15 protein-coding genes are annotated in these 22,314 nt (G+C 71.8%); 5 read left to right on the forward strand and 10 right to left on the reverse strand.

Translation table 11 applies throughout. The features are described from left to right. Window positions 1–23 precede the first annotated feature (23 nt). A complete protein-coding gene (locus tag AC6F7H_RS10430) occupies window positions 24–899 on the reverse strand; it encodes an HAD family hydrolase (RefSeq protein ID WP_500756709.1) in 876 nt (291 codons plus the stop codon). A 320-nt stretch (window positions 900–1,219) separates the two neighbouring features. Between AC6F7H_RS10430 and AC6F7H_RS10435 the strand changes: the two genes are divergently transcribed. The 3 genes from AC6F7H_RS10435 to AC6F7H_RS10445 all read left to right on the forward strand — a co-directional run bounded on the left by AC6F7H_RS10435 (window position 1,220) and on the right by AC6F7H_RS10445 (window position 4,520). Further along, window positions 1,220–2,293: a GNAT family N-acetyltransferase gene (locus AC6F7H_RS10435; protein ID WP_500756710.1), complete on the forward strand. Its 1,074-nt coding sequence runs from the start codon at window positions 1,220–1,222 to the stop codon at window positions 2,291–2,293. Window positions 2,294–2,361: 68 nt separating this feature from the next. Beyond that, window positions 2,362–3,711 carry a glycosyltransferase family 2 protein gene (locus AC6F7H_RS10440; RefSeq protein WP_500756711.1) on the forward strand — a complete coding sequence of 450 codons (1,350 nt, stop codon included), beginning with the start codon at window positions 2,362–2,364 and terminating at the stop codon, window positions 3,709–3,711. After that, entirely contained in the window at window positions 3,708–4,520 is an 813-nt protein-coding gene (locus AC6F7H_RS10445; RefSeq protein ID WP_500756712.1) for a polysaccharide deacetylase family protein, read from the forward strand. The genes AC6F7H_RS10440 and AC6F7H_RS10445 overlap by 4 nt, the downstream gene beginning before the upstream one ends. Before the next feature lie 73 nt (window positions 4,521–4,593). Here AC6F7H_RS10445 and AC6F7H_RS10450 read toward each other — a convergent pair whose 3' ends face one another. The 5 genes from AC6F7H_RS10450 to AC6F7H_RS10470 all read right to left on the reverse strand — a co-directional run bounded on the left by AC6F7H_RS10450 (window position 4,594) and on the right by AC6F7H_RS10470 (window position 12,132). Continuing rightward, window positions 4,594–5,799, reverse strand: a complete 1,206-nt coding sequence (locus tag AC6F7H_RS10450; protein ID WP_500756713.1) for a glycoside hydrolase family 26 protein — start codon at window positions 5,797–5,799, stop codon at window positions 4,594–4,596. Beyond that, window positions 5,796–6,221 carry a hypothetical protein gene (locus tag AC6F7H_RS10455; RefSeq protein ID WP_500756714.1) on the reverse strand — a complete coding sequence of 142 codons (426 nt, stop codon included), beginning with the start codon at window positions 6,219–6,221 and terminating at the stop codon, window positions 5,796–5,798. The genes AC6F7H_RS10450 and AC6F7H_RS10455 overlap by 4 nt, the downstream gene beginning before the upstream one ends. Continuing rightward, window positions 6,218–8,134: a glycosyltransferase gene (locus AC6F7H_RS10460; RefSeq protein WP_500756715.1), complete on the reverse strand. Its 1,917-nt coding sequence runs from the start codon at window positions 8,132–8,134 to the stop codon at window positions 6,218–6,220. Before AC6F7H_RS10460 ends, AC6F7H_RS10455 begins: the two co-directional genes overlap by 4 nt. Before the next feature lie 223 nt (window positions 8,135–8,357). Beyond that, a complete protein-coding gene (locus AC6F7H_RS10465) occupies window positions 8,358–10,889 on the reverse strand; it encodes a lipopolysaccharide biosynthesis protein (RefSeq protein WP_500756716.1) in 2,532 nt (843 codons plus the stop codon). Further along, the gene (locus AC6F7H_RS10470; protein WP_500761739.1) at window positions 10,882–12,132 is read right to left on the reverse strand and encodes a DegT/DnrJ/EryC1/StrS family aminotransferase; all 1,251 of its coding nucleotides are present in this window, start codon (window positions 12,130–12,132) and stop codon (window positions 10,882–10,884) included. Before AC6F7H_RS10470 ends, AC6F7H_RS10465 begins: the two co-directional genes overlap by 8 nt. A gap of 361 nt (window positions 12,133–12,493) precedes the next feature. On the opposite strand from AC6F7H_RS10470, the gene fahA reads away from it, so the two are divergent. Both fahA and AC6F7H_RS10480 read left to right on the forward strand, forming a co-directional pair. After that, window positions 12,494–13,708 carry a fumarylacetoacetase gene (fahA, locus tag AC6F7H_RS10475; RefSeq protein WP_500756717.1) on the forward strand — a complete coding sequence of 405 codons (1,215 nt, stop codon included), beginning with the start codon at window positions 12,494–12,496 and terminating at the stop codon, window positions 13,706–13,708. A gap of 229 nt (window positions 13,709–13,937) precedes the next feature. Beyond that, the gene (locus tag AC6F7H_RS10480) at window positions 13,938–14,876 is read left to right on the forward strand and encodes a M56 family metallopeptidase (protein WP_500756719.1); all 939 of its coding nucleotides are present in this window, start codon (window positions 13,938–13,940) and stop codon (window positions 14,874–14,876) included. Between the two features lie 29 nt (window positions 14,877–14,905). On the opposite strand, the gene recQ is transcribed toward AC6F7H_RS10480, so the two are convergent. From recQ to nuoL, 4 genes are all read right to left on the reverse strand, one after another. Next, complete coding sequence (gene recQ / locus AC6F7H_RS10485; protein ID WP_500756720.1) at window positions 14,906–16,882, reverse strand: DNA helicase RecQ; 1,977 nt, start codon at window positions 16,880–16,882, stop codon at window positions 14,906–14,908. Between the two features lie 229 nt (window positions 16,883–17,111). Beyond that, window positions 17,112–18,761, reverse strand: a complete 1,650-nt coding sequence (gene nuoN, locus AC6F7H_RS10490) for an NADH-quinone oxidoreductase subunit NuoN (protein WP_500756721.1) — start codon at window positions 18,759–18,761, stop codon at window positions 17,112–17,114. Beyond that, the gene (locus AC6F7H_RS10495; RefSeq protein WP_500756722.1) at window positions 18,758–20,329 is read right to left on the reverse strand and encodes an NADH-quinone oxidoreductase subunit M; all 1,572 of its coding nucleotides are present in this window, start codon (window positions 20,327–20,329) and stop codon (window positions 18,758–18,760) included. The genes nuoN and AC6F7H_RS10495 overlap by 4 nt, the downstream gene beginning before the upstream one ends. 5 nt (window positions 20,330–20,334) lie before the next feature. Next, the gene (gene nuoL, locus AC6F7H_RS10500) at window positions 20,335–22,308 is read right to left on the reverse strand and encodes an NADH-quinone oxidoreductase subunit L (RefSeq protein ID WP_500756723.1); all 1,974 of its coding nucleotides are present in this window, start codon (window positions 22,306–22,308) and stop codon (window positions 20,335–20,337) included. Between the last annotated feature and the right edge of the window lie 6 nt (window positions 22,309–22,314).

Below are 22,314 nucleotides of genomic sequence, written 5' to 3' on the forward strand. Positions count from 1 at the left end.
CGGGGCACACCCGGCCCACGGGGTCACCCGTCGGGGCGGAGGCCGGGACGGCACGTGTCGGAGCGCGTGCCACCCCGTCCCGCCCCGTCCGTTCCGCCGAACAACCGCTCGAGGACGACGGCCACGCCGTCGTCCTCGTTCGTCGTGGTGACCTCGTCGGCCACCGCCTTCAGCTCGGGATGCGCGTTGGCCATGGCGACACCGTGGGCCGCCCAGTGGAACATCGGGATGTCGTTGGGCATGTCGCCGAAGGCGACGGTCCGTTCCCGGCTCAGCCCCAGGTGTTCGGCGGCCAGCGCCAGCCCCGTCGCCTTGGTGACACCGCACGGCTGGAGCTCCACGGTGCCCGGTCCCGACATGGTGACCGTGGCCAGCGAACCGACCACCGAACGCGCCGTCGCCGCCAACTCGTCGTCGCTCAGGAAGGGGTGGCGCAACAGCACCTTGGTGATCGGCAGGACCCACAGATCGTCCCGTCGCCCGATCCGCACGGCGGGCAGCGTCGGGTGCGGCATCCGATAGCCCGGCTCGATCAGGGTGAGTCCGTCGATCCCGTCCTGGTCGACCGCGGCGTACACCTCCCCCACCTCGGCCTCGATCTTGCCGAGCGCGGTCTCCGCCAGTTCCCGGTCCAGCGTGACGGAGTGAAGCAGCCGGTTCGCGCCGGCGTCGTACACCTGCGCGCCCTGTCCGCACACCGCGAGCCCCGTGCTCCCCAGCCGCTCCAGGAGCGGCCGCACGCCGGGCGCCGGACGGCCCGTCACCACGAGATGCCGGGCACCGGCCCGCGTCGCCAGTGCCAGTGCGGCGAGAGACCGGCCGGAGAGAGAGTCGTCGCCGCGCAGCAGCGTCCCGTCCAGGTCGGTGGCGATGAGTGAACAATCGGTGGGTGCGGCCATGATCAGAGAATACGGACACCACGCCCACACAACTCACCCTCACCCGGAACATCTCCGTCCGCACGCCCGCACCCCTTATCCTTCGCGCCACACCGCCGGGCCGTCGCCACGCGCCCGCTTCACCACGACCGCGCGTCCGCCTCGCCACAGCCGCGCGCCCCGCCGCTTCCGTCATCACCGGGTACGGACCTGTTAAAGGCCTCTGCACCACTTGGCAACAACATGGTCCGCTACCTACCGTCCTGGTGGTCCCGGGCGGTACCTTCCAAGAGTCCAGGGGGACTTGATCGGGGGGTCAGGTGAGCAGGGGACGCACACGTGTGCTGAGGCTCGAGGAGCTCGGCGAGGGGGAGCGGGAACGCTGGCGTGAGCTGCGCGCCGCGACGGACGCACCACGCAGCCCTTTCATGGAACCGGAGTTCGCCACCGCCGTGTCCCGGGTGCGGCCGCAGGCCCGGGTGGCGGTCCTGTACGAGGGGACGTCCGCCGAACCGGCCGGCTTCCTGCCTTACGAGCGGGGCGCGCTGGGGCAGGGCAGGGCGATCGGGCTCGGGGTGTCGGACTGCCAGGGCGCCGTCCTGCGTCCGGGCCTCGCCCTGGAGACCGGTGAACTGCTGCGCGCCTGCTCGGTGTCGAGCTTCGCCTTCGACAACCTGGAGGCGAACCAGGCCCTGTTCGTCCCGCACGCGGCCGAGGAGCACGCCACCTACGTCATCGACGTGGAGAAGGGCTACGAGACCTATGAGTCCGTACTGCGCACCCAGTCGCCGAAGTTCCTGAAGACCACACTGGCCAAGGAGCGCAGGCTCGGCCGCCAGGCGGCCGGACCGGTGCGGTTCGTCTTCGACGAACGCGAACCGGCCGCGCTGCGCGCTCTCATCGAGTGGAAGTCGGCCCAGTACCGCAGGACCGGGCGGCGCGACCGGTTCGCGCAGGAGTGGATCACGCGGCTCGTGGGCCGCCTGGCCGAGACCCGGGCACCGGAGTGCACGGGCACGCTGTCCGTCCTGTACGCCGGGGACCGCCCCGTCGCCGCACACTTCGGCCTGCGCTCGGCCTCGGTCCTGGCCTGCTGGTTCCCGGCGTACGACGTGGAGTTCGCGAAGTACTCGCCGGGGCTCGTGCTGCATCTGCGCATGGCGGAGGCGGCGGCCGGCGAGGGCATCGGCCTGCTCGACATGGGGCGTGGCCCGGCCGAGTACAAGGACTCGCTGAAGACGGGCGAACTCGCCGTCTACGAAGGGGAGGCGATACGTCCGGGCCTGGGTGCCGCGCTGCACCTGCTGCGCCGCGAGCCCGTACGCCGTGCGCACGGCTTCGTCCGCGCCCACCCGCGCCTCGCGTCGCTGGCGTCGCGGGCGCTGAAGGGTGCGGGGCGGCTGCGCCGGTCATGAGGGGCCGCTTGTAAGGACAGTTCGCGAGGACCGTTCATGAGGACCGTTCATGAGAAGGGGGAGGGCTCGTGGCCCGCACGGCACGTACGCAGGAGGAGATACGGCGGTTCCTGGACATCGGAGCGGTTCAGGTCGCCGAACTGGACCTGGACGGTGAGGAGACCGTCCTCAGACCCGGTCCGGGCAGCCCACCGGTGACGCACGGAGAGGTGTTCGTACTGGTCAGGCAGGCTGGCCGGCCGGTGGGCACGCTGCTGGGGCAGGTGCCGGAGGGGGCCGATCCGGCAACGGTCCTGGCGGCGCTCGCACGGCGGGAGCACGGGCAGGAGCCGGCGGAGGGGCGAGGACAGGGGCAGGGCGCGGAGAGGTCCGTGGCCGCCGGACCGCCGCCGCCCCACACCTCGGTCGTCGTGGCCACCCGGGAGCGGGCCGGACAGCTTGCCCGCGCGCTCGACTCGCTCCTCGCGCAGGACCATCCGGGCTTCGAGGTCGTCGTCGTCGACAACGCGCCCGTGTCGGACGAGACGCGTGACCTGGTGGAGCGGAAGTACGGGGAGCGCGTGCGGTACGTGTGCGAGCCGGTCCCCGGGCTCGCGACCGCGCACAACACCGGGCTCGCCGCCGCCCGCGGCGAGGTGATCGCGTTCACCGACGACGACGTCGTCGCCGACCCCCGCTGGCTCACCGAGCTGACCGCGCCCTTCGCCGCCGACCCCGGGCTCGGCTGTGCCACCGGCCTGATCCTGCCCGCCCGGCTCCGCACCCCGGCCCAGGTCCTGCTGGAGAGCCACGGCGGTTTCGCGAAGGGGTTCACCCCGACGACGTACGACCCGAAGGACCCGCCCCGCGACGAGCCGCTGTTCCCCTTCACCGCGGGCCGGTTCGGCTCCGGCGCGAACATGGCGTTCCGTGCGGAGGTGCTGCGCGGGGTCGGCGGCTTCGACCCGGCCACCGGGGCCGGAACGCCCGCCCGGGGCGGCGACGACCTCTACGGGTTCGTCCGGGTCCTCGCCCAGGGACACAGGCTTCACTACACGCCCGGCGCGCTGGTGTGGCACCACCACCGGGAGACCTGGGCCGACCTGGAGACCCAGGCGTTCGGCTACGGCGCCGGACTCACCGCCTACCTCACCGCGATCCTGGTCAACCGGCCCGCGCTGCTGCCGGCGTTCCTCGCCCGGGTGCCCCGCGGACTGTCCCACGCCCGCGGGCTGACCGCCGTACGGGACACCGGCGGCGGGGGTGACGGCGGTGTCCCCGGTGACCGGGGGGCCGCGCCGGGCGACCACGACGCCCGCACGCATCCATGGCCACGTCGCCTCTCGCGTCTGCAGCGCAAGGGGATGCTGTACGGCCCGGTCGGCTACCTGCGAGCCCGGCGGGCGGCAAGGAACCGGACTGGGAGGGGCACGAGATGACGGCGTCGTCGCAGGGCCTGGCGGCCATCCCCGTGTTCCTCTACCACGCCGTGATGGACGATCCGCCCGGCTGGATCGCCGAGTTCACCGTCACGCCCCGGGAGTTCGCGGCCCATCTGGACGCCGTCGTGGACAGCGGCCGCACGCCCGTCACCATCAGCGCTCTCGCCGACCATCTGGCCGGGCGCGCGCCGCTGCCGCCCCGGCCGGTGCTCCTCACCTTCGACGACGGTTTCGCGGACCTGCCCGGCCCCACCGCGGAGGCACTGGCCGAACGCGCCCTGCCCGCCACCGCGTACCTCACCACCGGCGCCATCACCCCGGGCGGCCGCAGCCTGCTCCCGCCGGCGCCGATGATGACCCTGGACCGGGTGGCGGCGCTGGAACGTTCCGGCATGGAGATCGGCAGCCATACGGTCAGCCACGCCCAACTGGACACACTGACCGCCGGGCGGCTGCGCGCCGAACTGGTCGACTCCAGGGCCGTGTTGGAGGACACTCTCGGCCATCCTGTCCCCCACCTCGCCTACCCGCACGGCTACAACAGCCCTCGGGTGAGGGCCATGGCGTCCCGCGCCGGCTACGAGACGGCGACCGCGGTACGGCACGCGCTCAGCTCGGACCGCGACGAGCGCTACCGCATCGCCCGCCTCATCGTCCGCCGCGGCCACACCGTCGCCGACGTCGCCGCCTGGCTGGCGGGCGGCGGCGCCCGGGTCGCCCCCTACCGCGACGGCCCGAAGACGATCGGCTGGCGCTGGTACCGGCACGCCCGAGCGGCCCTGCGCGGACCGGAGTTCGCGGGCTGAACGGACCGGGCAGTCGCCCCGGCCGTCGCTGCGGCGGTCGCTCCGGCCGTGTCGGGGCGACCGCCCGGTCACGTCACTTCGTCGGCTGGTTCAGGTACGGGTCGGACACCACCTCGCGCAGGCTTTCCCACGCCGCCTCGTTGGCCACGGCCAGATCGCAGTGCGGTCCGGGATCACGGTGGTTCCACTGGAGCGCGGCCTTGACCCCGTCCAGCCCCTTCAGTACGGGCGGTACCCGCGCATACCACTCGGCCTGCCGCTCCGGCCGCGAGTCGTCGGACGCCGAGCCGAACTCGGAGAGCATCAGCGGTTTGCCGGCGGAGATGTTCGCGCGTATCCAGTCGTGCGTGGCCGTCTGGGTCTGTTCGAAGGTCAGCCACTTCGTCCTGTGGCAGCGGTAGTAGTTGTACTGGTTGTAGCCGATCCAGTCGACGTACTCGTCCCCCGGGTACATCCCCTTGAACAGGTCACCATGACTCAGGTACCCGGTGATGATCCAGGTCCACACCACGTTGTCCACGCCCAACTCCCGGAACCGGTCGTGGATGTGCCGGTACGCCTTCACGTACTGGGCCGGCGTGCCGTTGTCCGGGGTGCGCGTGTCCATCTCCAGGTCGAAGGAGAGGAAGACCTTCTTCCCGGTGCGCTGCCCGTAGTCCTTGACGCGCTGGGCCTGGACGTCGATCACGGTCGCGTCCAGGTCGCCGTCGGCTATCTCCTGCCACGTCGGCTGCTGTCCCTTCGTGCCGCCCCACCACTTGCTCTCCCAGGACAGCAGCAGCATGCGGTCCTTGCCGACCCGTTGCTCCTCCGGGCTCAGCAACTGCCCCTCCCTGCGGGTGCCTTCGGGCAGGGACATGTCGTGGTACGTGTACACGATGTCGAGCTTGCGGCCCACTCGTCGCTCGTAGGCCTTCACCCTGTCCCCCAGGTCGGCCCGTTCGTGCGGCACGAACGCCCCGAACCAGGCGCCGCACGGCGGTTCGAGCAACTCCGTGGGCCGGCACTCCTCGCCCATTCCGGAGGGCTCCGAGCCGGACGGCCCGGAGGCGTTGCGCAGCGCGAGCACGGCGACCAGCACCGCGCAGACGACCACGGCGGAGGTGATCAACGGCCGCCGGCGGTTCGCGGCCGGTCCGGTTCCGGGTGTGCGGTGCCGACCGGTGCCGGGGCCGGGCCCCGGGCGCGCGGTGGTGTTCGTGCCGGTGGAGCGCCGGGCACGGTGCAGGGCGCGGTGCAGGGCGGCGGCTGAACGGTGAAAGGGACGGGCGAACCTCACAGGACGGAACCCTTCCGTGTCCTCGGCGGGGAGGCACGCAGCCGCGGGAAGAACGCGGCGAGCGTGGTCAGCAGCGTCAGGGCCAACAGCACGCGCTGCGCGCTGAAGGCATGGGTGGCGATCAGCACCGTCGCCACGATCATCACCGCGCCGATACTGACGAACACGACCAGCATCAGTCGTTCCAGCAGGTCGGAGTGGCGGGCGAAGTCGGGGGCGCGCCGCTCGACGGGTCCCCGCGCCGCGCGTATGCGCAGGGCTGGACCGCAGAGGCCGACCAGGGCGGCGCCGGGCCCCGCCGCCAGGAAGACGACGACGGCCGCACCCCGCAGCGGCGATCCGCCGGGGAGGGCGAGCGCGGCCAGCGCCAGCCAGCCGCCGAACGGCGGGAGCATCCTGATCACGAAGTCCTGCGGTGTCATCGCTCCGCCCCCTCTGCTCCGGCTTCCCCTGCTCCGTCTCCCCTTGCTCTGTCTTCCCCTGTTCTGTCTTCCCCCGCTCCGGCCTCCCCCTGTCTCAGCTCGTAGACCACTCCCGCACCGGTCTTTGCCACCAGCCGGAACCGCGACGACGCGGCGACGGACTCCCGGACACGGTCCAGCTGGGCCCCGGTGAGCTGCCCGTTCATCTCGGAGTTGGCCAACTGGCTCCGGGTGAACAGGAAGTAGGCCCGAGCGGGACGCTCCACCCCGGCCATGTCGGTGGCGAGGGTGCGGGCCGGGTCCCGCACGATCTCGTCGACGTGCCTCCGGTCGTCCTCGAGGAACCAGTAGTGGTCGACACTCCCGTACGAGGCGTAGGCGAGCGGGTAGTTGCGGTTGGCGGCGACGACCAGCGAGTCCTCGGGCGCCTCGTCGAAGAGCTGCCGCACCAGGGCCACCTCCTGCGGCGGGAAGTAGCTGATCCTGTCCTTGCCCGAGTAGCTCGGGACGAACGCCAGGGTCCCGGCGAGCAGCACCAGCAGCGGGCCCCAGACCCGGACGCCGAAGCCGGTACGGAAGCCGAAGCCGTGGCGCGCACGGGCTTCGCCCTTCCGACGGGCCTCGGCCGTCGCCTCCGCCGCCGCCTCGGTGGCGGCGAGGGTACGCACCTTGGGCAGCAGTGCGGCGGCGCCGAAGAAGGCGACGCCGGGCAGCATGAACATCAGCACCCGGAAGATCATCTCGCTGCCGTAGCTGCTCGCCACGAACATCGGCAGCGGCGCCGCCGCGATCACCAGCAACGGCATCGCGCGGTACCGCAGCACGGGCTGCCGCCACACTCCGATCGCCGCCAGCAGCAGGACCGAACCCGACAGCAGCCGGGCCGCCCACGAGGTCGCCACCGCCCCGGTGCCGGTCGGGGTGGCGCCGTACCCCGTCTCGACGTTGCCGCCGATGTCGCCCACCGCGCGGATCATGTCCGGCAGCGCGGCGGACAGGAAGGGCAGCGCGGCCGTCAGACACCAGGCCAGGAAGATGACCACCGTGGTGGCCACCGGAACCCAGTCCCGGTGGCGGCGCAGCAGCCACAGCGCGAGCAGTGACACGACCAGCATGCCGGGTGTGAGCTGGTGCGAGATGACGATCGCCGTCACCAGCAGGGTGACGAGGACGGTCCAGACGGCCTGCCCGCGCCGCCCGCCGTCCGCGCCGGAACGGCCGTACCTGCGCAGCACCACGGCCAGCACGCCGAGATGCAGCGCGAAGGCGACGGACTGGGGGGAGAAGTAGTCCTGGCCCACCCAGTTGGCGACGTAGAAGAGCCAGACCGCGGTCCAGATCAGTCGCCGGTCCTCGGTGAAGGTGCGGTAGATCAGCAGCAGCGGGAGCAGCAGCATCAGGTTGGACGCCAGCGGCCACCACGCCATGTACATCGCCGCCGACTCCACGCCCAGCAGCCGCACCAACGCCGCCTGCGCGGCGAAGAAGCCCGGCCACTGGTCGTAGACCGCCATGTCACCGATCCGGTCGGCGTTCTGGAGTCCGCCGGCCGTCAGCAGGTGGTCGACGACGCCGTCGTGCTTCCACGCCCAGGCGTACAGCGGGGTCGGGTAGAGCACGGCCTGGGTGGCCCGCTCCATCACCAGCAGGCCGAGCACGTACGCGGCCGGCCAGCCGCCGGGCCGCCGCCGGTCGCGGGCCGTGAACCAGAAGCCGGCGGTGAGTACGGCGAGACCGGCCCAGAAGGTCGGGTGGAGCGCGGTGACCAGTCCGTAGTCGTCGAGGTGCGACACGTCGGTGTGCCGGACCGCGTACAGCCACAGCGCCAGCGCCGTCACCAGCGGTACCGCGGGCCGGAGCGCGAGGACACGGGGCACGGACCAGAGGGGCGGCAGGTCGGAAAGATCCGTCACGGGCTCATGGGCGGGGGTCGACGACTCCGAGGAAGGATCGGTCCGCGCATCGGTCCGTGACTCGGCCCGCGCATGCGGTTCAGCGGGGGCGACCGACGCCGGTGTGCTCTCGGGCGCGGGCTCGGACACGGCTCTCTCGCGTGGAGTGGCTGGCGGACGCACGGTGGTTCCCCCCTGGCGGTTCGGCTCCGGAACGTGTCGGTCGTTTCGGTCGGTCGTCGGTTCAGCCGTTCGGTTGTCCACGGTCGGGCGGGCGCGTCGCCGACACGGCACGGCGCAGCGGCGGAAGGTGGAGGAGCGGCAGCAGGAGGAGCAGCCCGGCGAGCAGGGGCGGGGCCGCCGGTGCGAGCGCGTCCCGCCACACCCAGCCGGCCACGGCGACGAGATACAGCGCCCCCCAGCGTCCCGGCCAGGACGGCCTGCTGCCCGCGCGCGCCGACAACAGCCACAGCGGGACGAGACACAGCAACTGGCAGACCGGCGGTGTCCAGCGCAGCAGGGGCTCGGGGCCGGCGAGTCCCATCGCGTCCGCGAGGAATGTGGCCGTCTGCGAGTACAACGCCCCGTCCAACGGCCTTGGCTGCCAGCCGAGGGTGACAGGTGCGGCGTACAGGGCGAGCAGGGCGGAGCCCAGCGCGGCGCCGGGGAGCCAGGGGTCGGGTCGCGTGCACAGCGTCACCGAGGCGACGAAGACCAGGAGCAGCACTCCCCCGGCGGCGAGCGCCGAAAGCGGCAGCCCTTCCAGCAACAGGCGCCCCGTCAGTTCCCCCGGTTCCTCCCGCCCGGATCCGCCGAACCAGGGCAGCGAGCGCACCGACACCCAGAAGACGACGGTGGCGAGTCCGAGCAGCACCCAGAGGACGTCACGCAGGCGCCGCTCGGTCTCGTCACCGGTCGACGACGACGGGACCACACGGTGTGCGCCGGACCAGACGGGGCGAGCGTCCTCCACGCCGTCCCGCGGCGCGTCTCCCGCAGACCGTTCCCTCTGCTCCTCCGGCTCCTCGTGCTCCTCTGGCTCCTCGTACTCCTCCGGCTCCTCGTACTTCTTCTGCTCCTCGTGCTCCTCCGGCTCACGCGGTTCGTCGTCCCGGCCCGGTGCGTCCCGTGGAGTGGGCGGCTCCCCGCCCCCCTCCCCCGCCCCGGGACCGGTGTCCTCCTCCGCGTCCCCAGGCGCCTGCGCGTCCGCGGGGCGGGACCGCACGATGAACGCCAGCGTGTCCGCCTGGAGCGCCTCCCGTTCGTAACCGGGGCGGCCGATGAACAACGTGACGGTGTCGTCGCCGCCCTGCCCGGAATCCTCCCTGTCCTCGTAGACGGCCCGGCGGGCCCAACCCGTGCCGTACCCGGCGGTGGCGTTCAGCTTCGCCCAGCGGGTGCCGTAGGCGGACTTGGCGGGGGCCCGGCCGGCCCGGTCCGGCCCGTCCTGCTCCAGGGACCCGCCGCGCGTGCCGCGCAGCGCCGACCGCAGTCCGAAGACCGAGACGACGGCGATCAACGTCATGCTGATCAGCACCGCCCACCCGGCCCCCGCGATCCCCGCGGGGCTGAACAGCACGGCCGCGCTGCCCAGTACCAGCACGCACATGGCCCCTTGGAGGGCGGCGAGCACACCGGTGCGCCCCTGCACCCGCAGCACCCCGATGTACAGCTCCACCACCACCCGGGGCAGCGCCCCGAGCGCGAGCAGCCGCAGCACGGCCGAGCCGTGCTCGGCGTAGTCCGCGCTGAACGGGGTGAGGATCTGCGGCGCGAAGACCACGAGCACCAGCACCACCGGCACCAGCAGCAAAGCCATCCGGCGCAGTGCCCCCCGGACGCCGTCCGTGAGTTGCCGTGGGTCGTGCGAGGCGTGGGCGGTGAGCGACGAGGCCATGTTGATGGCCATGAACTCCATGGTGCCGCCGACGGTGTACGCCACGTAGAAGTAGCCGTTGTCGGCGGCGCTGAAGCGCACCGCGACCATCACCGGCAGCAGGTTGATCATCGCCAGGCTGAACAGGGCGCCGAGCGAGTCTCCGGCCAGGAAACGGCCCATGTCCCGGACCTTGGGCGGTTCCCGGTCACGGTCGGCGGCGGCCTGGCGCGGAATGAGACGGCGGAAGATCAGCCAGCCGAGCGGCAGCGTGGAGAACGCGATCGCGACGGCCCAGGACACGAAGATGCCCAGCACCGGCAGCGCGCTCGCGAAGACGGCCAGCAGGACCAGCTTCCCGGTGGAGAAGACGGCGTTCCCGACGGGCACCCACTCCGTCTTCCGCAGGCCCGTGAGCACCCCGTCCTGCAGTGTGAGCAGCGCCCACGCCACGCACGCCGCGACGAACAGCGCGCCCGCCAGCGGTGTGCCGAGGGGTTCGTACGACGCGCCCCACAGATCCAGCGTGAGCAGGAAGACGCCCGCGGCCAGGGCGACGACCAGCGAACTCGCCCCGTACACACCCCACACCAGGCGCCCGGTCTCGCGGCCGGCACGCGGCACGAAGCGGACCACGGCGCCGATCATCGTGGTCGCGGTGATGCTGGCGAGCAGCCGCATCGCGGCGATGGCGGCGGAGCCCTCGCCGACCGCTTCCTCGGCGTAGTAGCGCGCGGCCACGAGCCAGAAGCCCAGTCCGAGGACCGCGGACACGCCGGTGCTGAGCATCAGGAAGTAGGCGTTCTTGAACAGCGAGTCGGAGCCGGGTTCGTGGTCGGCAGGTTCGGGGCCGCCGCCGCTGCGCACCACGGCGGGCTCGTGCACCTGGATCTCAGTCACGGGGCGGCCCCAACCCTCTCGCCGTGTTCCCCGGCCGTACCGCCCCGCGCCCCTCCGGCCCCTCCGGTGCCTCGGGTTCGGCCCGCGCCTCCGGTTCGGCCCGTGCCTCGGGCGGCTCGGCCGGCCGTGCCCCGGACCGTTCCAGCACCTCGACGGCCTCCCGTGCCCGCAGCGGGTCCACCGGCAGAGCGTGCCGCGCGAACCAGCGAGCGCCCTCGGGCGCGGGCGACATGTCCGTGAACGCCGCTCCCGCGTAGTCGTCCAGGGGCGGATCGTAGAGGTAGCCGACGACGATGCCGCGCCGTGCCAGCGCCTCGATCGCGGCGTCCCGGTCCGCCACGAGCAGCGGCACCCGGAACAGCGGCTGCGCCGCACCGCCCGGACGCGGCCGGGCCCACCGCGTCGACAGCAGCAGTTCCGTACCCGCGCGGGAGGCCGCCAGTACGTCGTCCAGCCGCCCGAGCCCGCGCCGGACCCGGCGCAGGCGCACGGGGCCGGGTTCCAGCCGGTAGTCGTGCATGTCGACCCTGACCCAGGGATCGTGCGCGGCCAGATCCGGGGCGGAGCGCACGGCGTCGGCCAGCGCGTCCGGACGCAGTGGCATGCGGATCCCCTCACGCTCCGTCAGCCCCAACAGCCCCATCGCGGCCCAGGCCGCCCGGCGCAGCCCGAGCCCCCGCACGGCGGCCTCCGCGTAAGGCCGCACCGCATAGGTGAGTTCGGACGCCATCCGGCGTGGGGCGAGCAGTTCGGCGCAGGCCTCCCGCACCGCTGCGCTCCGGCCCGGGTCGGCCAGCGAGAGGATGCCCCCCGTCTGGGCGCCGACGTGCTTGGAAAGGCTGAAAACAGACGCATCGCCCCAGGCGCCGACCGGCCGACCGCCGACCTCGCTGCCGATGGCGTGCGCCCCGTCCTCGAACAACGGGATGCCCAACGCATCGCAGCGGGCCCGCAGTTCCGGTGCCGGATCCGGGTTGCCGTACAGGTTCGTGGTCAGTACGGCGGACAGCGAGCCCCATACCTCGTCGGGCACGGCACCGGTGTCGATGGACGCGTCGAGCGGGTTCAGCGGCGCCTGCACCGGGCGCAGCCCCGCCGCGAGCACCACGAAGAAGATGACGTCGTCGTTGACCGGCGACATCAACACCCTGCCGCCGGGCGGGCACCAGTGGCGCAACGCCACGAACAGCCCGAACCTGCACGACGGCACGTACACACATTCCCGGCCGAGCCGGCCGCGCATGACCTCTTCCAGCCTCTTCGACTGCGAGCCAGAGCGCGCCGAGCCCGGACCGGCCTCCCCTATGGCCATCCGTCCCCCTGATGTGCCATCGGAACGCCCCCTCCCCGAGGCCTTCCGGCACCCGCCCAGAGTCACCCCGTTCGCACCGCTCCGTCAAGATTGCGTCGCGTCCTGTGGATAACTTCCGGTACGCAAGGGGAAGCAGCACATGGACCCGCCGCCCCGCCGCCCCGCCGCCCGTCGCCCCGGACCCGCCCCTTCGCCTCTGCCCAAGACCACCGCGGCACCCGTAACGTGTGGCACGACCACGGACACGTGAAGCACCAGAGCACCTGCGCACACGAGAGCGAGGCAGCACCCGATGCCCCCCTTCGATGTCCCCGAGGGCGATCCCTTCGGCCCGCACAATCTGCCGTACGGCGTGTTCTCTCCCCCCGGCTCGACGGAGCAGAGGGTGGGCGTCCGACTCGGCGACCACGTCCTCGACGCCGGCGCGGCAGCCCACGCCCTGGGCTCCCCGTACGCCTCCCTGCTCGCCCGCCCGACCCTCAACCCGCTGCTGGCGGCGGGCCGGACGGCCTGGTCCGACGTGCGGCGGGCGCTCACGGCCTGGGTGACCGTCCCGGCGCACCGGGAGACCGTCGGGCCGCTGTTCCGTCCGCTGTCCTCGGTAACCCTGCACCTTCCCTTCGACGTCGCGGACTACGTCGACTTCTACGCCTCCGAGAACCACGCACGGAACGTCGGCCGGATCTTCCGCCCCGACGCGGCCGACTCCCTCACCCCGAACTGGAAGCACCTGCCGATCGGTTACCACGGCCGCTCCGGCACGGTGGTGGTGTCCGGCACGGACGTCGTACGGCCCTCGGGGCAGCGCAAGGCGCCGACCGACCCGGCCCCGGTCTTCGGCCCGTCGGTCCGGCTGGACATCGAGGCCGAGGTCGGCTTCGTGGTCGGGGCGCCGTCCGAGCGGGGCCGGCCGGTACCGCTCGGCGGCTTCCGTGACCACGTCTTCGGTCTCTGCCTCCTCAACGACTGGTCCGCACGCGACGTCCAGGCCTGGGAGTACGTCCCCCTCGGCCCGTTCCTCGGCAAGTCCTTCGCCACCTCGGTGTCGGCCTGGATCACCCCCCTGGACGCCCTGGAAGAGGCCCGGGTGGCGCCACCGGAGCGCACGCACGAGCTGCTGCCGTACCTGGACGACACGGACGAGGAACCCGGCGGTTACGACCTGCGGATCTCCGTGGCCGTCAACGGCCACGTCGTCTCCGAGCCCCCCTTCTCCACCATGTACTGGACGGCCGCCCAGCAGCTCGCCCACATGACCGTGAACGGCGCCTCCCTGCGCACCGGCGACCTCTACGGCTCCGGCACGGTGAGCGGCCCAGCCGAGCAGGAACGCGGGTCTCTGCTGGAACTGACCTGGAACGGGCGGGACGCCCTCGAACTCCCCGACGGAAAGCGGACGTTCCTGGAGGACGGCGACGTGGTTACCCTGTCGGCCTGGGCCCCGGGACCGGACGGTGTCCGCGTCGGCCTCGGCGAGGTCACGGGACGGGTGACACCCGCGGGCTGACCCCGGCGACCGGGCCGGGTCGATCCCACCAATCCCGTCGATCCCGTCAATCCCGTCGATTCCGGGGTCGCCTCCCGCAGGGCGTCCCTCCGCGCGCCCTCCGATCTCCGTCGCCCCCCTGCCGCACACCGCCCTTCACCGCCATACTTGGCGTCGGGCGGTGTGCGGCTCCCGCATGTCCCGCACGATCCGAAGTCCCCCTCTGCCGACAGGATCCGGAGCCCTTGGCATGACCCTCTGCCTGCTCCTGCTGAGCGTTGTCGCCGTGACGGCCGCCGGGCCCGTCCCTCGCGCGCTGACCCGGGCCGACTGGCCGGAGCGGGAACCGGTGGTCGCCCTGTGGGTCTGGCAGTGTCTCGTCGCCACGGTCCTGCTGTGCTGCGTGACCGCCCTCGCCCTGGGCGCCGCGGCCGTCTTCGGCACCGTCCGCGCCCAGCTCTTCGCGCCGGCCCCGCCCGCGGTGACCGCGGCGTACGACCTGTCCGCCGCCCCGCCGTGGATGGCCGCCCTCCCCCTGCTGCTGGCCTGCGGCGCCGCCTGGACCACGGCCATGCTCGTACGGGAACTGGTCGACGCCCGCCGACGCCGCGCCCAGGCCCGCGCACATCTGCTGGAACGCGCCCCCGACCTGCCCGCCGGTCTCCCCGCCGCCCGCGGCCCCCTGCTGGTGCTGGAGGACGAGTACCCCGACGCCTGGTGGATGCCGGGCAGCCCGCCCCAGCTGATCGTCACCACCGGTGCCCTGCGCCGCCTCACCGACCACCAGATCGACGCCGTCCTCGCCCACGAACGCGGCCACGCCCGCGCCCACCACGACTGGCTGCTGCACCTCTCCACCGCTCTGGCCACCGGCTTCCCCCGCGTCCCGCTGTTCACCCACTTCTGCGACCAGACCCACCGCCTGGTCGAACTGGCCGCCGACGACACCGCCTCCCGCCGCTGCGGCCACCTGACCACGGCACTGGCGCTGATCGAGCTCAACCAGCACCGTGGCGTCCTGTCCTGCGCCTCCAGCCACCGCCTGCTCGGCGAGCGCGTCGACCGCCTGCTGAAGCCCCCGCCCCGCCTCGGCCGCCGTGACCGCGCCCTGACGACGACAGCGGCGGCCCTGGTCCCCCTCCTCCCCCTGCTGATCACCTTCGCCCCGGGCCTCACCGCCCTGCCCTGAGCGTGTTGTCCGGAAAGGCCGGTGCCGGACTACATCCAGTCGTCCGGCTCCGGTTCGGTGTCCATCTCGGGCCAGTCGTCCGACGCGGAACCGGTGGCGTCCGCGGCCGCGCCCTGCGATCCGGCCCGGGCCTCGGCCCCCGGCCGCCCGCCCAGTTCCCCCAGCACCGTCAGCACACCCTCCCCGTACGTCGCGAGCTTCTTCTCGCCCACCCCGCTGATCCCGCCGAGCTCGGCCACCGAACCGGGCCAGACCGTGGCGATCTCCCGGAGCGTGGCATCGTGGAAGATGACGTACGCGGGGACACCCTGCTCGCGGGCCTGCTCGGCACGCCAGGCGCGCAGCGCCTCGAAGGCCGGCACGAGCTCCTCGGGCAACTCGGCCGCGGCGGCCTTGGCCTTGCCCCGCCCGGAACCCGACGTTCCCGACGCCCCCGACCGGGAAGTCACCGGCTTCTTCGGCTCCTTGCGCAGCGGCACCTCACGCTCGCGACGCAGCACCGCCCCGCTGGCCTCGGTCAGCACCAGCGTGCCGTAGTCGCCCTCGACCGCCAGCAGTCCCTGGGCCAGCAACTGCCGGACGACGCCCCGCCACTCGCCCTCACTGAGGTCCTCACCGATCCCGAACACGGACAGCTGGTCGTGGTCGAACTGGATGACCTTGGCGGTGCGCTTCCCCAGCAGGATGTCGACGATCTGCACCGTGCCGAACTTCTGCCCGCGCTCCCGCTGCAGCCGGACCACCGTCGACAGCACCTTCTGGGCCGCGACGGTGCCGTCCCAGGTCTCCGGCGGGGTGAGGCAGGTGTCGCAGTTGCCGCAGCCCGCCGGGGCGGCGTCGTCCTGGCCGAAGTAGGCCAGGAGCCGGGCACGCCGGCATCCGGCCGTCTCGCACAGTGCGAGCATCGCGTCCAGATGCTGGGCGGCCCGCCGCCGGAAGGCCTCGCCCCCCTCGCCGGACTGGATCAGCTTGCGCTGCTGCACGACGTCGCCCAGGCCGTACGCCATCCAGGCCGTGGACGGCAGCCCGTCGCGGCCGGCGCGGCCCGTCTCCTGGTAGTAGCCCTCGACGGACTTGGGCAGGTCGAGATGGGCGACGAACCGGACGTCCGGCTTGTCGATGCCCATCCCGAAGGCGATGGTCGCCACCACGACCAGGCCGTCCTCCCGAAGGAAACGGGCCTGGTGCGCGGCGCGCGTCCCCGCGTCCAGCCCCGCGTGGTAGGGCACCGCCTCGATGCCGTTGCGGCTGAGGAACTCGGCTGTCTTCTCGACGGAGTTGCGGGAGAGGCAGTAGACGATGCCCGCGTCGCCGGCGTGCTCCTCGCGCAGGAAGCCCAGCAACTGCTTCTTGGGGTCGGCCTTCGGCACGATCCGGTACTGGATGTTGGGCCGGTCGAAGCTCGCCACGAAGTGCCGGGCGTCCGGCATGGCCAGCCGCTCGGTGATCTCCCGGTGCGTGGCGTGCGTGGCCGTCGCGGTGAGCGCGATCCGGGGCACGTCCGGCCAGCGCTCCCCGAGCAGTGACAGCGTGAGGTAGTCCGGCCGGAAGTCGTGTCCCCACTGGGACACGCAGTGAGCCTCGTCGATCGCGAAGACGGAGATCTTCCCCCGCGAGAGCAGTTCCAGCGAGCTGTCCAGCCGCAGCCGCTCCGGCGCGAGGTACAGCAGGTCCAGCTCGCCCGCCAGGAACTCTGCCTCCACCACACGACGCTCGTCGAAGTCCTGCGTGGAGTTCATGAACCCGGCGCGCACACCGAGCGCCCGCAGCGCGTCCACCTGGTCCTGCATCAACGCGATCAGCGGGGAGACGACGACCCCCGTACCCGGTCTGACCAGGGCCGGGATCTGGTAGCACAGGGACTTGCCGCCACCGGTCGGCATGAGGACCACGGCATCCCCGCCCGCGATCACATGCTCGGTCACCGCTTCCTGCTCACCGCGGAAGGCCTCGAACCCGAACACCCGCTGCAGCGTGGCCCGCGCCTCGCTCTCCATCACTGCCATCCCACCACTACCGCCTGTCCCGCCCATCGTCCCGCCCCGTACAACGCGCTCGTTCACTCTCGGTCACTGCGTCCACTACATCCGCTGCGCCCACTGCGCCCACCATAGGTGCCCGCACCGACAACCCCGGAGTTGTCCACAGGCCCCGTCGGCCCGTCCCTGCCATGACAGGGCGGCCCGGTACCCCCCGAGCGGGTACCGGGCCGCCCTGTCGTCGGCGGATGCCCGGTCAGCGCACGAACACTCCCGCGTCGCCCGCCAGCTCCAGGAAGTACTGCGGTGCCACACCGAGCACCACCGTGACCACCACGCCCAGTCCGATCGCCGTCATCGTCAGCGGCGACGGCACCGCGACGGTCGGGCCCTCGGGCCGCGGGTCGCTGAAGAACATCAGGACGATCACCCGGATGTAGAAGAACGCCGCGATCGCCGACGCGATCACACCGACCACGACCAGCGGCACCGCGCCGCCCTCCGCCGCCGCCTTGAACACGGCGAACTTCCCGGCGAAGCCGGAGGTCAGCGGAATGCCCGCGAAGGCGAGCAGGAACACCGCGAACACCGCCGCCACCAGGGGCGAACGGCGACCGAGCCCCGCCCACTTGGACAGGTGCGTCGCCTCACCTCCGGCGTCCCGCACCAGCGTCACCACCGCGAACGCGCCGATCGTCACGAACGAGTACGCCGCCAGGTAGAAGAGGACGGACGAGATGCCGGCCGGCGTGGCCGCGATGACACCCGCGAGGACGAAGCCCGCGTGCGAGATCGCCGAGTACGCCAGCAGCCGCTTGATGTCGGTCTGGGTGATCGCGAAGATCGCGCCGCCCAGCATGGTGACGATGGCCACGGCCCACATGACCGGCCGCCAGTCCCAGCGCAGGCCGGGGAGCAGGACGTACAGCACCCGCAGCAGGGCGCCGAACGCCGCCACCTTGGTCGCCGCCGCCATCATGCCCGTCACCGGGGTGGGCGCGCCCTGGTACACGTCCGGCGTCCACATGTGGAAGGGGACGGCACCGACCTTGAACAGCAGGCCCATGATCAGCAGACCCGCGCCCACCAGCAGCAGCGCGTCGTTGCCCATGGTGTTGACGAGGGCCGGGTCGACCTCCTGGATCGTGCCGTCGACGACCTGCGCGATCCTCGCGTACGACATCGAGCCCGCGTAGCCGTACAGCAGCGCGATGCCGAAGAGGAGGAACGCGGAGGCGAACGAGCCGAGCAGGAAGTACTTGACCGCGGCCTCCTGCGAGATCAGCCGCTTGCGGCGGGCCAGCGCGCAGAGCAGGTACAGCGGGAGGGAGAGGACCTCCAGGGCCACGAAGAGCGTCACCAGGTCGTTGGCCGCCGGGAAGACCAGCATGCCGGCGACGGCGAAGAGCAGCAGCGGGAACACCTCGGTGGTGGTGAACCCGGCCTTGACCGCCTTCTTCTCGTTCTCGCTGCCCGGCACGGCCGCGGCCTGCGCGGCGAACGAGTCGACGCGGTTGCCCTGCACCTCCGGGTCGAGCCTGCGCTCGGCGAAGGTGAACAGGCCGACCAGGGCCGTCAGCAGGATCGTGCCCTGCAGGAACAGGGCCGGGCCGTCGACGGCGATCGCGCCCATCGCCGCGATGCCCGCCTTGGTCGTGCCGTACCCGGCGGCCGCGAGCGCCACCACCGCGGCGAACGCGGCGACGACTGCGGACGTCGCGACGAACATCTGTGCGTAGTAACGGAACCTGCGCGGTACGAAGCCCTCGACCAGGATCCCGACGACCGCCGCGCCGACGATGATCATGACAGGGGCGAGCTGGGCGTACTCGATCTTCGGCGCGTCGATCTTCGAGATCGGGTCGGCCGCCGTTGTCCACAGGCTGTGGACGGCTGATGTGCTCACTTGGCCGCCTCCACCTCGGGCTGGGGGTCCTTCTTCTGTACGTCGGACATGGTCTGCTTCACCGCCGGGTTCACGATGTCCGTGACGGGCTTCGGGTAGACGCCCAGGAAGACCAGCAGCACGATCAGCGGCGCGGCCACGGCGATCTCACGCACCCGCAGGTCGGGCATCTTGGCAAGCTCGGGCCTGAGGGGGCCCGTCATCGTCCGCTGGTAGAGGACGAGGGTGTAGAGCGCGGCGAGCACGATGCCGAAGGTGGCGATGACGCCGATCACCGGGTAGCGCGTGAACGTGCCGACCAGGACCAGGAACTCGCTGACGAACGGCGCCAGTCCCGGCAGCGACAGCGTCGCCAGACCGCCGATCAGGAACGTGCCGGCGAGGACCGGCGCGACCTTCTGCACCCCGCCGTAGTCGGCGATGAGCCGGGAGCCGCGCCGCGAGATCAGGAACCCGGCCACCAGCAGCAGGACGGCGGTCGAGATCCCGTGGTTGACCATGTAGAGCGTCGCCCCGGACTGGCCCTGGCTGGTCATCGCGAAGATGCCCATGATGATGAAGCCGAAGTGCGAGATCGACGCGTACGCGATCAGCCGCTTGATGTCGCGCTGGCCCACCGCGAGCAGCGCCCCGTAGATGATGCTGATGACGGCCAGCACCATGATCGCGGGCGTCGCCCACTTGCTCGCCTCCGGGAACAGCTGGAGGCAGAAGCGCAGCATCGCGAAGGTGCCCACCTTGTCCACGACGGCCGTGATGAGCACGGCGACCGGAGCGGTGGACTCCTGCATGGCGTTGGGCAGCCAGGTGTGCAGCGGCCACATCGGCGCCTTCACCGCGAAGGCGAAGAAGAACCCGAGGAACAGCCAGCGCTCGGTGCTCGCCGACATCTGGAGCGAACCGTTCGCCCGCGCCTCGGCGATCTCCGTGAGGGAGAAGTTCCCGGCGACCACGTACAGCCCGATCACCGCGGCCAGCATGACCAGACCGCCGGCCAGGTTGTAGAGCAGGAACTTCACCGCCGCGTACGAACGCTGCGTCGTGGCCGCCTGCTCGCCGTGCTGGTGGGCCCGGTCCCCGAAGCCGCCGATCAGGAAGTACAGCGGGATCAGCATGGCTTCGAAGAAGATGTAGAAGAGGAAGACGTCGGTGGCCTCGAAGGAGAGGATCACCATCGCCTCGACGGCCAGGATCAGGGCGAAGAAGCCCTGCGTCGGCCGCCACCGCTTGCTGCCGGTCTCCAGGGGGTCGGCGTCGTGCCAGCCCGCGAGGATGATGAACGGGATCAGCAGGGCGGTCAGCGCGATCAGCGCGACCCCGATGCCGTCCACCCCGAGCTCGTAGCGGACGCCGAACTCCGCGATCCAGGCGTGCGATTCGGTGAGCTGGTAGCGGTCGCCGCCCGGGTCGAAGCGCACCAGGACGACGATCGCCAGCACCAGGGTGGCGATCGAGACCAGCAGGGCCAGCCATTTGGCGGCGGTGCGCTTCGCGGCCGGTACGGCGGCCGTGGCGATCGCCCCGATGGCCGGGAGCGCCGCCGTCGCTGTCAGCAGAGGAAAGGACATCGGTATCAGACCGCCCTCATCAGCAGGGTCGCGGCGACCAGGACTGCCGCGCCGCCGAACATCGAGACCGCATACGACCGCGCGAAGCCGTTCTGCAGCTTGCGCATCCGTCCGGACAGACCGCCGAACGAGGCCGCCGTCCCGTTGACGACCCCGTCGACCAGTGTGTGGTCGACGTACACCAGGGAGCGCGTGAGGTGCTCGCCGCCACGTACCAGGACCACATGGTTGAAGTCGTCCTGGAGCAGGTCGCGCCGGGCGGCCCGGGTGAGCAGCGACCCGCGCGGGGCGACGGCCGGGACCGGGCGGCGCCCGTACTGGCCCCAGGCGATCGCCACGCCGACGACCATCACGGTCACCGTGGCGATCGTGACCGTCAGGGCGCTGATCGGCGCGTGGCCGTGGTCGTACCCGGTGACGGGCTCCAGCCAGTTCAGGAACCGGTCTCCGATGCCGAAGAACGCGCCCGCGAACACCGACCCGAAGGCGAGCACGATCATCGGGATCGTCATGACCTTCGGCGACTCGTGCGGGTCGGGCGAAGTGTATTCGCCGCGCGTCTCGGCGGCGAGCTCCACGTCGGGTGCGGCCGGGGACGGCGTCGGGGCGTTGCGCCAGCGCTCCTCGCCGAAGAACGTCATCAGCATCACGCGCGTCATGTAGTACGCGGTGATGGCGGCGCCCAGCAGGGCCGCGCCGCCGAGGATCCAGCCCTCGGTGCCGCCCTTGGCGAAGGCCGCCTCGATGATCATGTCCTTGGAGAAGAAGCCGGACAGGCCCGGGAAGCCGATGATCGCGAGGTACCCGAGGCCGAAGGTGATGAAGGTGACCGGCATGTACTTGCGCAGTCCGCCGTAGCGGCGCATGTCGACCTCGTCGTTCATGCCGTGCATGACCGAACCGGCGCCGAGGAACAGGCCGGCCTTGAAGAAGCCGTGCGTCACCAGGTGCATGATCGCGAAGACGTAGCCGATGGGGCCGAGGCCCGCCGCGAGCACCATGTAGCCGATCTGCGACATCGTCGAACCGGCCAGCGCCTTCTTGATGTCGTCCTTCGCGCAACCGACGATCGCACCGAACAGCAGCGTGACCGCGCCGACGATGGTGACGACCAGCTGCGCGTCGGGAGCGCCGTTGAAGATGGCCCCGGAGCGGACGATCAGGTACACGCCCGCCGTGACCATGGTCGCGGCGTGGATCAGGGCCGAGACCGGGGTCGGGCCCTCCATCGCGTCCCCGAGCCAGGACTGCAACGGCACCTGGGCGGACTTGCCGCAGGCCGCGAGCAGCAGCATGAGGGCGATCACGGTGAGCTTGCCCTCGCCGGCGGCACCGGCGAGCCCGGCCTCCCCGTGGCTGCCGAGCACCGGCCCGAAGGCGAAGGTGCCGAACCACAGGAACATCAGCATGATCCCGATCGACAGACCCATGTCGCCGACACGGTTGACCAGGAATGCCTTCTTCGCCGCGGTCGCGGCGCTGGGCTTGTGCTGCCAGAAACCGATCAGCAGGTAGGAGGCGAGACCGACGCCCTCCCAGCCCAGGTACAGCAGCAGGTAGTTGTCGGCGAGGACGAGGATCAGCATCGCCGCGAGGAACAGGTTCAGATAGCCGAAGAAGCGGCGGCGCCGCTCGTCGTGCTCCATGTACCCGATCGAGTACAGGTGGATGAGCGAGCCGACGCCGGTGATCAGCAGGACGAACGTCATCGACAGCTGGTCGAGCTGGAAGGCGACGTCCGCCTGGAAGCCCTCCACCGGGATCCAGCTGAACAGGTGCTGCGTCAGGGTGCGGTCGTCGGCGGCGCTGCCCAGCATGTCGGTGAAGAGGACGAGGCCGATCACGAAGGACGCGGCAGCGAGCGCCGTGCCGACCCAGTGGCCGACGGCGTCCAGCCGGCGGCCGCCGCACAGCAGGACCACCGCTCCGAGCAGAGGCGCCGCCACCAGCAGCGCGATCAGATTCTCTGTGTTAGTCACGGTCTA

It is taken from the genome of Streptomyces sp. MMS24-W38, assembly GCF_059889265.1.